Here is an 11,798-nt window from a genome sequence, read left to right as displayed (position 1 = left end):
CCCCCCCCCCCCCCCCCCCCGCCCGCCCCCCCCCCCCCACCCGGGGGCGATCGCGCCGCCTCTGCAGCATCAGATCTTCATCAGCGGATCCAGAAGGAGACGGCACTGATATTCGTGAAACCCAAGCATAGGGGCTTTGCGAATTGATCGCCTAATTGCTGAATGCCGCCGTCACCACCTTCTCATCCAGTTACTTGAACAATGAAAAGATCTGGCATTCATGAGTATGCGATGAGACACGCTTGCGCACCCCAGCCGACGCAAGCTTCTTGGGACGATGCTTGCCGGGGCGTTGCTTCCGCTGCCCTCTGCCCCGGCTTTCGCTCAGACGGTCCGGTCCGATGCGCGGGTTCTCGTCACCTACTATTCCCGCACCGGGAACACCAGGGAAGTGGCGCGGCAGATCCACGAACACGTTGGTGGCGATCTCTTTGAGCTGCGGCACAGTCAAACCGTATCCCGGGGCCTACCGGGCGACGACCGATTAGGCGAAGCGCGAACAGGAAGAAAACGCCCGTCCGAAACTCACTGCGCGTGTCGAGAACATGGCGGATTACGACGTGGTCTTTGTCGGCTTCCCGAACTGGTGGAGCACGATGCCGATGGCCTATTTCACGTTCCCCGAATCCCATGATCTCACCGGCAAGACGTTCATCCCATTCTGCACGCACGAAGGCAGTTATCTCGGTCGCAGCGAGCGGGATCTGCAGGCACTGTGCCCGAATTCCCAGCTGCTGAAGGGGCTCGTCCTGCGAGGCGCGAGCGACGGCAGCATCCGCACGCGCGGCGACGAGGGCGATGTCGTCGCCTGGCTTGCCAAACTCGGCTTCGACGTTTGGGGGACGAGACAATGCACACAATGCACCAGTCCCGTCTGCGGTTTGCCTCGATTCTGGCCGCGGGGCTTCTGTCCGCCGTTTGGACTGTGCCAGGTAACGCAGCCGAACAGGAGCCCCCCCATGACAAATTCAGCCCCACTGGCAAAGATCAGCGTTCTGGTCGATGACCAGGAGTTTGTCGACGAACTCATCGATACGCCGATATCCCGCAACCTTCTCTCCCGCCTGCCACTCACGCTGACGATGACACGCTACGGATTACGGCAAACCCGTCGGGGGGCTGTCGGACAAGGGTCCACGGGTGGATCACTATGAAAAGGCACAGATCGTCTACTGGGTGCCCGACCGTTCGCTCGCCGTTTTCTTCGACAAGCAGGGCGATACAAGCTTCGCGAACGCGATCGTGCTTGGAACGATCACGTCCGACCTCACCGTTTTGACGGCCTTCCCACCCTGGTGGAAATGACCTTCACGACGTCCGGGTACTGCGGCGCAGCAAAATGAACAGAACCTTGCTCGTGAGGCTAGTCCTCGACTTCATCGCGGTCGGCCTGCTTGTTCTGGCTCTGGCTTATGAGTGGCTGGGGAACACGGTTCACGAACTGCTCGGCTCGGCAATGCTGATCCTTGTGGTCGTCCACACCGTCTTTAATCGCCGCTGGTATGCGAACCTGTTCAGGAAGGGGCCGAAAGATCTGCGCCGACGCCTGACCATATCCATCAATTTAGCATTGGTGGTGACCGTATTGGGACTGCTCGTCAGCAGCATTCTCGTTTCGCGCTTCGTCTTCGCCTTCATGGGCGTCGATGGCGGCTTTATGGCCCGACAGATCCACACGCTCACGGCCTATTGGATCCTGGTGCTCGGCGGTGTGCATCTCGGCATGCACTGGACATTGGTCCTCAATACCGTCCGCGGCCTCCTTTCCATCCGGCTGGATGGTCGTGTCGCCAGCCTTGTCTTGCGCAGGCTCACTGTCGTCGTCGCCCTGTTCGGGATCGAGAGTTCGATCGAAATGAACCTCGGGGCGAAGCTCGTTCTACTGTTCACGTTCAACTACTGGGATTTCGACAATCAGGCCCTGCAATTCCTGTTGCGCTTTGGATCCATAGTCGGGCTCTACACCGCTTGCAGTCACTACATCATGCGGTGGGTGCAAATGAAAAATCGCAGGAACCGGATCCCGCGATCTTGAGGCGCTCGATGGCGCGGTTCCGGTTTTCCCGGATGCCGCTCCCGATGATGATAACGGCGGTCAGCTCGTGGGCTTCGCGTCGGGACCGTAGTAGAAATTGGCAGTCGCACCACCATCGATCAGGAAATCGCTGCCGGTGATGTAGCCGCCTTCGGAGCCGATGATGAGGGCCCGCGAGTGCGGCCACTTCATCCGGCGTTCCGGCACGACCGGCAGGGCTCTTCGCCAGCATGGTCTGGTAGAACTCGGCATGCTCGCCATGCAGCTCGTCATAGGTCAGAAGCGTGACAATGATGCCGGAGCTGATCGAATTGACCCGTGCGCCGCGCACCCCCCCCCCAGCGCGGGGCCTCACCACGCACCCGCAGCGAATTGCAGCGCTTGGAAACCTGGTACGCCACCAGCGTGTCGTCGATTTCGCGCACGAAAGGCAGGTTCAGCAGCTCATCCGCGGGAAGCGTCGCCAGTTGGGCATCCTGCTCGGGCGTCAGGGCCGGCAGGCGATAGCCGGACTGGGACGAGATCACGATGGCGCAGCCGCCCTCTGCGATCACCTCGCCGAATTCTTCCAGCAGCATCGACGTGCCGAACATGTAAACTTTCAGGATCGTCTGGACGGGCGCCTGGGAGGGCGAGACGCCAGCCGCCTGGATCACCGTCTTGATCGAGGCGCGGTCGGAAACGTCGACCGTGGTTGCGGTTACCTTGAAGCCGGCAAGCTCCAGAATTTCGGCAGCCTTTACAGCGTTTCTTTCCTTCAGATCGGCCAGGACAACGTTGGCTCCGGAACTCACACGACGCGCAATGGCCTGCCCGATCGAGCCTGCACCGATGACGACGGTAACGTCGGTCATTTCTCAATTCCTTCCTGTTGTGTCGTGGCTCGACAATATGGCGGGGACAGTGATGCGTATTAGCCGGAGAATTCCGTATGATCATATGCGACGGATACATGAAACCGATGGCGAATGCCGTGCGTCATGCGGTCCTGAATACGCGCTTCATCAAGTCATGACGGGGTTGCGGTACGAACAGATCGCGCGATTTATATCGCAGACGCAATAGGGAATGCCTGTTTAGCCGGATCATCAATGTAATCCGCCTGCCTTACCTGAGGGGACAGAAACCGACGCTCCAATAAACAGAGTTTTGGAAATGACCGAAATGCCCCTCGAAGATCGCATTCAGCGTCTTGAAGATCACGCCGCCCTCAAGCAGCTGGTGGATGAGTTCACCATCCTTGCCGATGAGAAAAAGGTGCATGAACAGATCTTCCTTTTTACCGAAGACGGTGTGTAGAAACGTGGTTCGGTGATACCGCCTTGCTGGTTCTGAACGGGCGCGCCGCAATCGAGGCCAACTGGGCACCGTTCCTGGCGACCTTCGAGAAGGTCTTTCACATGAACGGTCAGTTTTCAGCGAAAATCGACGGCAACACAGCGACCGCCGTTCACTACTGCCTGGTGGAGTTGGTGGGCACCGAAGACGGCAAGATGGTCCGCAACTCCAACGGCGTCATCTACAATGACAGCTATGTCCGCCGCGACGGCCTGTGGCTGATTGCGAAGCGGGTTGCCCGTTTCACCTGGCGCGATCTCCAGCCGTATCATCAGGCCTGAACCGGTCCCGTTCCCGGCACCTGAACAACGGGAAGAGTTCAGCATGAACATGAAATCCCAAGACGACCTGCGCGAGGCCTATTACACCTTCGTGCAGGCAATGCTCGAGGGCGACACCGCCTCCCTGCGACATCTGCTCGATGCGGACTTCACGCTGCCCCATCTCACAGGCGAGGTTCAGCCCCTGGACAGCTGGCTCGGCGAAATTGATGATGGACAGTTCATCTATCACCGCATCGACACCGTGAACCTCGCGGTCAGTGCAACGCCCATGCCGCTGGCGGACCATGGCTACGTGGAAAATGAGTATTTCGTCTCGGGCGATGCGCATCGCTACCGGATCCCGGCACGCAAGACGACGGCGGAGATCATCGACGCGGGTCATCCCTACACGACCCGCGTCCTGGTTCGACGCCCCGCCGATGCCAGGAAATTCAACGGCACGGTGGTCGTGGAATGGCTGAACGTCACGCTCGATCAGGACGTCGATTTCATCTTCGGCGCAACGCGTGAACTGCTGGTGCGCGACGGCTACGCCTGGGTCGGCGTCAGCGCGCAGCGCAACGGCGTTGCAGCGATGAAGAAGTGGAATCCGGAGCGCTATGCCGCGCTCGACGTTTCCGCGTCCAACATCGATCCCACCGACGGCAGCGAGATCGATCCGGCCGATCCGCTAATCATGGCGGTGGGCGGAGACGTGCTGTCATGGGACACCTTTTCCCAGATCGGGCGACATGACGGCAATTCCGGATTGCTGGGCGGCCTGAACGCCCAACGACTCATTGCGGCCTCCGAATCCCAGTCGACGCTGAAGGTCTCGACCTACTTCAATGCCATCCAGCCGCTGCATTCGATCTATGACGGCTATCTCTTCTATGACCGCTCGGCCGACCTGCGCACGGATGTCGATGCCGAGGTCGTTGCGATTGGCACCGAGATCTTCACGCAGCTGATGGGTGTGGCCCCGCAGAATGATACGGACACCATGCGCTGGTGGGAGATCAACGGCGCATCGCATTTCTCGCTGAGCGAGATCCAGGACTATGTCGACCTGTTCATCGCTCGGGATGCTGCGTTTCCCTCCCCACTCGGCACCGGCATGAGCCTGTCGGAACGCATCCGCGCCAATGGCCCTTGCGTGCCGTCTCATAGCTACAGCCGGGTTCCGAACGGCGATATCCTGAAGGCCGCGCTTCACAGTCTGAACCGGTGGATTTCGGGCGGACAGGCCCCGGTGACCGCGCCGCGCTTTGTCCTCGACGATCAGGTTCCGCCGCACTATGTGCGTGACGCCAACGGACAGGTTCTCGGCGGCATTCGCACGGCCGCGCAGGATGCGCCGATGGCGCGCAATGGCGGCATCGATTCCGACTCCTGGTTCTGCGGACCGTCTGGCTATCACGTGGACTTCACACCTGCCGAGATGTGCGAGCGTTACGGCAGTCACAAGGCCTATGTCGACCGAGTCCGGACCGTGGCGGATGCGAATGTTCGAAGCGGCTTCCTCTTGAAGGAAGAGGTCGAGAGGCCGATCAAGGACGCTGAGGCCACGTCCTTCAGTTGTTCCGCGAACTAAGGGGCGAAGACCGCACTCGTAACGAGAACGGCCTGCTAGGGCGCGATGCCTGGCCGGGCTTTTCATACCCACTACGTGAACCCGCGTGCGGCGATTGCAGAACCCCACGCCACGATAATGGCAGCGAACACCAGGTTTCTTGCCGCAAGCCGAAAAGACGCCACTCCAACTTCGTGACGAAAATTCGTCTTGATTTATAAGCTGCCGCGATAAGCTCTATTCGGACACTCCGCATTATACGAACCTGGCGCGTGACTATATCTGCGGGATCATGAATTCCGAAGAGGTCCCCCGATGATGACCGCACGCGCCATCCTCGTACTGCTAGCTTCCCTGATGCTTTGCTCTGCTGCGACCGCCGAGCCAAATCGCGTTCGTTCACCGGACCAGTCGATGGTCGATGCGCTGGTTCACTACACGACGGCTCGGCGCGGGAACATGACCGAATTCATGTACACGACACCCGCCGCACTCGAGGCGATTAAGGCAGGAGAACCGCTGCCGGTCGGCACGCAGGTGCTCTTGCAGGATTGGCGCGACGGAGAGGTCTATCGCCTGTTCGTCATGGAAAAGGGCGACGGCTGGGGCACGGACTACGATGCTGCGACGCGTACGGATGACTGGCAGTTCCAGTGGTACTGACCCGACGGCTCCATCAACGAGGCCGAGAACGCCGAACGGTGCCGCTCCTGCCATATGTCCCGTGCGCAGCGCAGCTACATGTATACGTGCTCCGATGCCCGGGGGACCGAATGACGAACGGCACACGTCGAAAGGTGCGGCGGACCGCCGCGAAGATGCGGGTGGTCGGGCGAATAGCCTGGACCCGTCCGACATCGCGTCTGCTGCTGGCAGGCGTGATCTCCCTCCTGATCGCATTCACCTTCACCTACTGGTGGCTGGGGAACTTCTAGCACGAAATCGAAGGCGCGGCGGTGCTCGTCCTGCTGCTGCGCCACGTGCTGAAAAATCGCTGGTGGTGGCGCCTGCGGCAGGAGAAATCAGATTCGCGCCACCTGTTCTCGACAATCGTCACCCTTCTGCTGGCGGCAGACGTCCTGGTTCTGGCCGTAACGAGCCTGGTTATCCCCCGCAATCTGTTCGGCTCACATGTGCTGCCCGGCACTTTCCAGTTTCGCGAGATCCACTGGTTCGCGGCCTGGTGGCTCGTGCCACTGGCAGGGCTGCATCTGAGCCTAAATGCACGCAGGATCGCAACCTTCCTGACATTGTCGAACCTGCAGTCCCGCCTCGCTGCCGGGCTTGTCGTGCTGATCGCCATACAGGGCGTCTCCAGCGGGGAGGTTCTGGAACTGTGGCCGCGATTGCGTTTCAGCTACAGCCTCGCCATGTGGGACTTCAACGCCTCAATCGTTCCCTATTTCATGCACTGGTTCGCAGCCCTGTTCGTATTTGTTGCGGGAGGACTGCTCGTGGATTGGATCATGCGGCGCCGAATGACGAAGTCGCCCTATACATGGCCATCAACGATAAGTTCTTTCCGTATTTGGCGTGTAGTTTCATCAAAAATATCGTCCATTTTCTTCAGAAGAAAAAGGAAATTCAAGTCTGAACAGATTGGACACGTTATGAACTTCGAGAAGAAGAAAGATGTCTCTCTTCCGGGCATCGGCGTCATCGGTGCGGAGTGGCTTGGCGGAACGGTCGGCGAAGCGCTGGCCGCTGCGGGATATCCGGTAGTTCTGTCCTCGCGCCACCCCGAACGACTGACAGCGGGCACGAACCTTCGCTCAGGCTCCATCTCCGATGCGGCGGCTTGCGACGTCGTGCTACTGGCAGTGCCGCATGAAGCTCTGATCGACATGGCCGCGGATCTGAGAAGTCCTCTGAATGGCAAAATCGTGATCGATGCGACCAACCCGTCGAGACATTCGGATGCCGGGGCGGCAGGCGGAAAAGATGGGTGTGGCCGCTCTCAATCAAGCGCTTCTGCCCAGTGCCTTGCTGGTGCGACGTTTCTGTGCGGTCGATGCGACCTGCATCGAACAGGGGCACGGTTATGACGACACCGCGCCCTTAGGCGTGCCTGTCGCCAGCGACGCATCTGAGGCAGTCGCGTTTGCGGAAGACCTAGTTCGCGCCACCGGCTGCATTCCGGTCACGACCGGCGACGCGCGCACCGCACGGCTTTTCCAACGCGGCAATCACGGCTTTCGCGCAAACACAGGTGAAGCACGGTTGAGGGCCGCAATGGGCCTCGCGGACGCGGCCTGATCGCCGGACAATCTGAACGAAACGAAAAACCCCCGCAGCATACTGATGCTGCGGGGGTTTTCATATCTGCGACGACAGCAGGCACAGGCCGTGCTTGAATGCCGTATCGGGGGCCGTATTAGGGGCCGGGAATTGGCAGATTAGCCGTCCTCAGAGCATCGGGCAGCTGAGTCATATTTCTTCCTCGGTCAGCTTCTCCATACAGGTCACGGCCGTGCCGTTGACGGCTTCCACGATGGCGAAATGCTCCATCGCGCCGTCAGAGCTCGCACTGTGCCAATGACGCACGTAGGGCGGGATCATAACGATATCGCCAGGCTTGGCAGCTACCACGTCCTGGCCATCAATCTGCACCAGCACGCAGCCCTCGGTGACATAGAGCGTCTGCCCGAGCAGGTGAGTGTGCCACGCGGTATGCGCACCAGCTTCGAAGTGAACCAGTCCACCGCCAAGGCGCGCAGCGCCCGGTGCGGAGAAGAGCGGCCCGACGGTGACGCTGCCGATGAAGGTCTCGGTCGACCCGGCAAAGGTTCTTAGCCTCAGCGCCGCGCACGACCTCCAGCGTTGCCGGTTCGGCCTCCGTGGAAGCTTGCTGGTCTTCAAAGACCTTCGTGACGACGGGAAGCGCGGAGAACGCCCGCGGCCAACCGGTGTAATAGGCCAGATGGCGGATCGCTTCCGCGGCTTCCTCGCGCGTCAGACCGGCATCCATGGCGCGATTGAGGTGGAAGCTCAGTTGCTCCGCCTGTCCCATCCCGACAAGGGCTGCAACCGTCATCAGAGACCTGTCGCGCGGGGCGAGACCGTCGCGCAGCCAAAGATCGGCAAAGAGAACCTCATCCGTGTCATCGGCAAGGCCGGGCAGGACCGGACGGGCAAAGCGATCCACCATCTCCGCGCGCGCGGCCTCCGCCTGTGGATCGGCGGTGAGTGGCGTGGCGCGCGGATCGATATCAACGCTGACGCCCGCATTCTCGAACACGGCCTTGATCTCGTCGACGGAGAAGATCGCGACGGGCCAGCCGGAATAGAACGCCAGATGGGTGACGAGTTCGGAAAGCTCGCGCGGGGTCAGCCCGTTTTCCAGATCGGTGCGCAGGTGCGCGCCAAGCTGAGGGATGCGTCCCCCGGCGATCAGCGCGGAAATGGTGATCAGGCTGCGATCGCGGCGCGACAGCACATCCTCGGCGGGCCAGACAGTGCCGAAGAGAACCTCGTCGGTATAGCAGCCAAGCTGCGGTGCCACCTGATAGACCGCATCCGGCGCCACGCCGCCTTCGGGCCGTCCTTCTGCCTGCGCCATGGTGGCGGTGGCGGCCATCACAACCGATGCTGCAAGTTTCTTCATTACGGTCTCCTGAAATCCACGCGTATCGAACTGGGAGATCGGGTTTGTTTCGGCGCAAGATAAGGGGCGCTCACGCGATAATGCCCATGTCTAAAAGTCATGAATACGGAAATTGAAAACACGACGGCCCGCCGGAATAGACGGGCCGCCAGATCATTCCACGAGAGCGGCTTCGCCGATCGATCAATCCGGAATGGCGAAGGAATAGGTCCTGGTACTGATATCTGCAGGCTCAGGTCCACCGCGGCGACTGGTGTCTAGAGCATAGATCATGCGGATTTCGTTCTCATTGAGATGGAAATCAAAAATCGCTACGTTCTCCGCAATCCGTTTCGGATTGACCGATTTCGGGATCACGCTATGGCCGTGTTCCAGATGCCAGCACAGGATCACCTGAGCCGGTGTCTTGCCGTGAACCTTCGCGATATCGAGGATCAGGGGATGGGTCAGCGGATCGCACTCCGGGCGCGCGGATCATCGGTGAAATAGCGGTTGACCCCGCCAATCGGCGACCAGGCCTGCGTGGCGATGCCCTTTTCCGCGTGGAACGCGGCAAGTCGGAATTGGTGAAGAAGGGGTGCAGCTCGACCTGATTGACCGCGGGGACCACGCCGGTCTCGCCGATAGCGGCTTCGATCTGCGCTTCGTTGAAATTCGAAACACCTACGGTGCGCGCGACCGGAAGCGGCGATCTCGCCAAGCACCTTCCATGCACCGAGTGTCCGCTCGAATTCCGCCGGTGCGGGCTGGTGCAGCAGGTAAAGGTCGACATGATCGAGCCCGAGCTTGCCGAGCGAGCGTTCGAACCCGTGCATCGCGCCGTCATAGGTGTAGTCGGAAATCCAGAGCTTGGTCTCGATGAACACCTCGTCGCGCGCCAGACCCGAGGCACGCAGGCCCTCCCCCAACTGTTCCTCGTTCATGTAAGGCCGCGGCCGTGTCGATCAGTCGGTAGCCCTTCTCAAGCGCCGCGCGGACCGCTTCAGTCGTGTCCTCGGGCGCGGAGCGATAGACGCCGAGCCCGAGGATCGGCATCGACACACCGTTGTTCAGTGTCATCGTCTTCATGGTGAAATCCCTTTGTGTCCTGGATCGTTGCATTGTCAGGCGTAGTGAACGCGAAAGCCCTCGCGCAGGCCGAGACCGGGTATCGTCACGAGTTTCTCGATGAGATCTGCAACGCTCAACCACGAGACAACGGCCCCGGGATTGGCGAAGGGCTCGCCTTTTCGGGTCGTCCCGTAGCGGATCTCGTCCCGGTCGTTGAGCCAGGCGGGACGAATGATCGTGTAGTCGAGATCGGACGCCTCGATCAGTTCTCCGGCCTTGCGATAGGTATCGAGAACGCTGCCAAAGATCTCCCCCGGGATCTCGTCGTAGATGCCCATGGAGAGCACGAAGATCAGCCGCTTCACGCCGGCATCGTGCATGGCGTCGATAATGGTGTGCACCTGCTGCGGCAGGGCCCCAGCAAGACTGGCATAGACGATATCCTGCCCTTTCATCGCCTCGGCAAGCTTCGCACGATCGGTGGCATCCCCTTCGATGACCCGATGGGAGCTGCCCGAAAGACGGTACGCACGTCACAGATAAAGCGTGAACGTGCAGTCCGATCGCTTTTCGAGCAATTCTCTGGCCCGGCGGGCAATTCCGCCGCGCGCGCCGATGATCAGGATGTTCGGCATCTGTCTTTCTCACAACTCAGGCATGTGGCCCGCTTGGGCGGGCATGCACGTTTTGAAGACGCCTTCCGACAGCAGCTTTGCCGCCGATCAGTCCGCCTTTGCGTTGCAAGGAAATGTAGCCACTCTTGTTCATGCGATTAGACCGTCAATACGGCATGTGTTTATGCCACTCACACATGAATGCACGCAGGCAACTGATGCACCACATGAATAAGAGCATGCAGCATCTGCCGCTTAATCCGCTCCGGCGGAAGGACTAGTTCTCTGGCCAGATTTGAACCGGAACTCATCCTGAAAGATGCAAGATCATGAAGATGCGCAAACTGGACACACGCGGGCCCGAGGGCTGGGCTACATGGGAATGAGCTTTTCCTACGGGGACATTCCAGCGCACAAGGACATGATCCCCGTGCTGCGCCAAGTCTATGAGGCGGGTGTGAACTTCTTCGACACGGCGGAGATCTACGGACCTTTCTCGAACGAGCGCCTGTTGGGCGAAACCCTTCAGCCGATCCGCGACGAGGTGGTGATCGCCAGCAAGTTCGGCTTCAAGATCTCCAATGACGGCAAGGTAGAGGGCGTGGCTTCGGAGCCGAAGCGTATTCGCGAAGTGTGCGAAAACTCGCTGTCGCGGCTACGTACGGACGTGATCGACATCTTCTATCAGCACCGCGTCGACCCGAACGTCCCGATCGAAGATGTGGCCGGAACCGTCAAGGACCTGATCGCCGAAGGCAAGGTGCTGCATTTCGGCCTGTCGGAAGCCGGGGCGGACACGATCCGCCGCGCCCATGCTGTGCAGCCGGTGACCGTTCTGCAGAGCGAATATTCCTTGTCGACCCGCCAGTATGAGGAAACGATCATGCCGGTGGCCGAGGAACTTGGCATCGGCTGGGCCGCCTATTCGCCGCTCGGCAAGGGCTTCCTGACCGGCAAGGCGCCTGCGGCGGAGGATCTGAAGGAAAACGACTTCCGCAAGTCGCTGCTGCGCTATCAGCCCGAGGCAATGGCCCACAACTAGGCTCGGCTCGACCTGCTGGACACCGTCGCTTCGCGGCATGATGCAAGTTCCGCACAGGTAGCGCTCGCCTGGATTCTCCAACAGAAACCGTGGATCGTGCCGATCCCTGGCTCTACAAAACTGCACCGGATCAAGGAAAACCTCTCTGCCGCAGACCTGAGCCTGACCGCGGACGAGTTGTCTGCAATCGACGCTGCGGCCGCGAAGGTGGAAGGAACACGCTACACCCCGGCGCTGGAAGCCCTGACGGGCCTTTGACGCCAGCATGACGGCGAGGGT

General features: G+C 60.3%; 15 protein-coding genes and 3 pseudogenes. 10 read left to right on the top strand and 8 right to left on the bottom strand.

Annotation, left to right across the window (positions count from 1 at the left end):
* Window positions 1–190: 190 nt before the first annotated feature.
* Entirely contained in the window at window positions 191–445 is a 255-nt protein-coding gene (locus tag QNJ43_RS20780; protein WP_300472651.1) for a hypothetical protein, read from the bottom strand.
* A 100-nt stretch (window positions 446–545) separates the two neighbouring features.
* Between QNJ43_RS20780 and QNJ43_RS27555 the strand changes: the two genes are divergently transcribed.
* The 3 genes from QNJ43_RS27555 to QNJ43_RS20760 are packed head-to-tail and all read left to right on the top strand — an operon-like array spanning window position 546 to window position 2,035.
* Window positions 546–1,154 (top strand): flavodoxin, encoded by a 609-nt coding sequence (locus QNJ43_RS27555; RefSeq protein ID WP_346433077.1) that lies wholly within the window; start codon window positions 546–548, stop codon window positions 1,152–1,154.
* The gene (locus tag QNJ43_RS20765; RefSeq protein ID WP_300472650.1) at window positions 1,141–1,305 is read left to right on the top strand and encodes a hypothetical protein; all 165 of its coding nucleotides are present in this window, start codon (window positions 1,141–1,143) and stop codon (window positions 1,303–1,305) included. The genes QNJ43_RS27555 and QNJ43_RS20765 overlap by 14 nt, the downstream gene beginning before the upstream one ends.
* A gap of 34 nt (window positions 1,306–1,339) precedes the next feature.
* Entirely contained in the window at window positions 1,340–2,035 is a 696-nt protein-coding gene (locus tag QNJ43_RS20760; protein ID WP_300472647.1) for a DUF4405 domain-containing protein, read from the top strand.
* On the opposite strand, the gene QNJ43_RS20755 is transcribed toward QNJ43_RS20760, so the two are convergent.
* Complete coding sequence (locus QNJ43_RS20755; RefSeq protein ID WP_300472645.1) at window positions 1,983–2,366, bottom strand: SDR family oxidoreductase; 384 nt, start codon at window positions 2,364–2,366, stop codon at window positions 1,983–1,985. The two genes, QNJ43_RS20760 and QNJ43_RS20755, sit on opposite strands and share 53 nt — an antisense overlap.
* Window positions 2,305–2,889, bottom strand: coding sequence for an SDR family oxidoreductase (locus tag QNJ43_RS20750; RefSeq protein ID WP_300472644.1), 585 nt, complete (start codon window positions 2,887–2,889; stop codon window positions 2,305–2,307). The genes QNJ43_RS20755 and QNJ43_RS20750 overlap by 62 nt, the downstream gene beginning before the upstream one ends.
* Window positions 2,890–3,199: 310 nt before the next feature.
* On the opposite strand from QNJ43_RS20750, the gene QNJ43_RS20745 reads away from it, so the two are divergent.
* The 6 genes and pseudogenes from QNJ43_RS20745 to QNJ43_RS20720 all read left to right on the top strand — a co-directional run bounded on the left by QNJ43_RS20745 (window position 3,200) and on the right by QNJ43_RS20720 (window position 7,254).
* The gene (locus tag QNJ43_RS20745; RefSeq protein ID WP_300472642.1) at window positions 3,200–3,334 is read left to right on the top strand and encodes a hypothetical protein; all 135 of its coding nucleotides are present in this window, start codon (window positions 3,200–3,202) and stop codon (window positions 3,332–3,334) included.
* Between the two features lie 23 nt (window positions 3,335–3,357).
* Window positions 3,358–3,654: a nuclear transport factor 2 family protein gene (locus tag QNJ43_RS20740; RefSeq protein WP_300472640.1), complete on the top strand. Its 297-nt coding sequence runs from the start codon at window positions 3,358–3,360 to the stop codon at window positions 3,652–3,654.
* Window positions 3,655–3,703: 49 nt separating this feature from the next.
* On the top strand, window positions 3,704–5,230 hold the full coding sequence (locus QNJ43_RS20735; protein WP_300472638.1) for an alpha/beta hydrolase domain-containing protein: 1,527 nt from the start codon (window positions 3,704–3,706) through the stop codon (window positions 5,228–5,230).
* Window positions 5,231–5,527: 297 nt separating this feature from the next.
* Window positions 5,528–5,986, top strand: a pseudogene (locus tag QNJ43_RS20730) (cytochrome P460 family protein).
* Window positions 5,983–6,144 (top strand): hypothetical protein, encoded by a 162-nt coding sequence (locus QNJ43_RS20725; protein WP_300472636.1) that lies wholly within the window; start codon window positions 5,983–5,985, stop codon window positions 6,142–6,144. Before QNJ43_RS20730 ends, QNJ43_RS20725 begins: the two are co-directional and overlap by 4 nt.
* A gap of 21 nt (window positions 6,145–6,165) precedes the next feature.
* Window positions 6,166–7,254 (top strand): NAD(P)-binding domain-containing protein, encoded by a 1,089-nt coding sequence (locus tag QNJ43_RS20720; RefSeq protein ID WP_300472634.1) that lies wholly within the window; start codon window positions 6,166–6,168, stop codon window positions 7,252–7,254.
* Between the two features lie 382 nt (window positions 7,255–7,636).
* On the opposite strand, the gene QNJ43_RS20715 is transcribed toward QNJ43_RS20720, so the two are convergent.
* The 5 genes and pseudogenes from QNJ43_RS20715 to QNJ43_RS20695 form a co-directional block, all read right to left on the bottom strand.
* Window positions 7,637–7,906, bottom strand: a complete 270-nt coding sequence (locus QNJ43_RS20715; protein WP_300472661.1) for a cupin domain-containing protein — start codon at window positions 7,904–7,906, stop codon at window positions 7,637–7,639.
* Window positions 7,809–8,813 (bottom strand): carboxymuconolactone decarboxylase family protein, encoded by a 1,005-nt coding sequence (locus QNJ43_RS20710; protein WP_300472631.1) that lies wholly within the window; start codon window positions 8,811–8,813, stop codon window positions 7,809–7,811. Before QNJ43_RS20710 ends, QNJ43_RS20715 begins: the two co-directional genes overlap by 98 nt.
* A gap of 183 nt (window positions 8,814–8,996) precedes the next feature.
* On the bottom strand, window positions 8,997–9,239 hold the full coding sequence (locus tag QNJ43_RS20705; protein WP_300472659.1) for an aldo/keto reductase: 243 nt from the start codon (window positions 9,237–9,239) through the stop codon (window positions 8,997–8,999).
* Between the two features lie 20 nt (window positions 9,240–9,259).
* On the bottom strand, window positions 9,260–9,736 hold the full coding sequence (locus tag QNJ43_RS20700) for an aldo/keto reductase (RefSeq protein WP_300472629.1): 477 nt from the start codon (window positions 9,734–9,736) through the stop codon (window positions 9,260–9,262).
* Window positions 9,737–9,916: 180 nt separating this feature from the next.
* Window positions 9,917–10,375: pseudogene (locus QNJ43_RS20695) on the bottom strand (NAD(P)H-binding protein); the annotation flags it as partial.
* Between the two features lie 421 nt (window positions 10,376–10,796).
* Between QNJ43_RS20695 and QNJ43_RS20690 the strand changes: the two are divergent.
* Window positions 10,797–11,777, top strand: a pseudogene (locus tag QNJ43_RS20690) (aldo/keto reductase).
* The last annotated feature ends 21 nt before the right edge of the window (window positions 11,778–11,798 follow it).

The sequence above is a fragment of the Breoghania sp. genome (assembly GCF_030066895.1).
Taxonomy (GTDB): Bacteria; Pseudomonadota; Alphaproteobacteria; order Rhizobiales; family Stappiaceae; genus Breoghania.
This window is presented reverse-complemented; position numbering and strand designations above follow the sequence as displayed.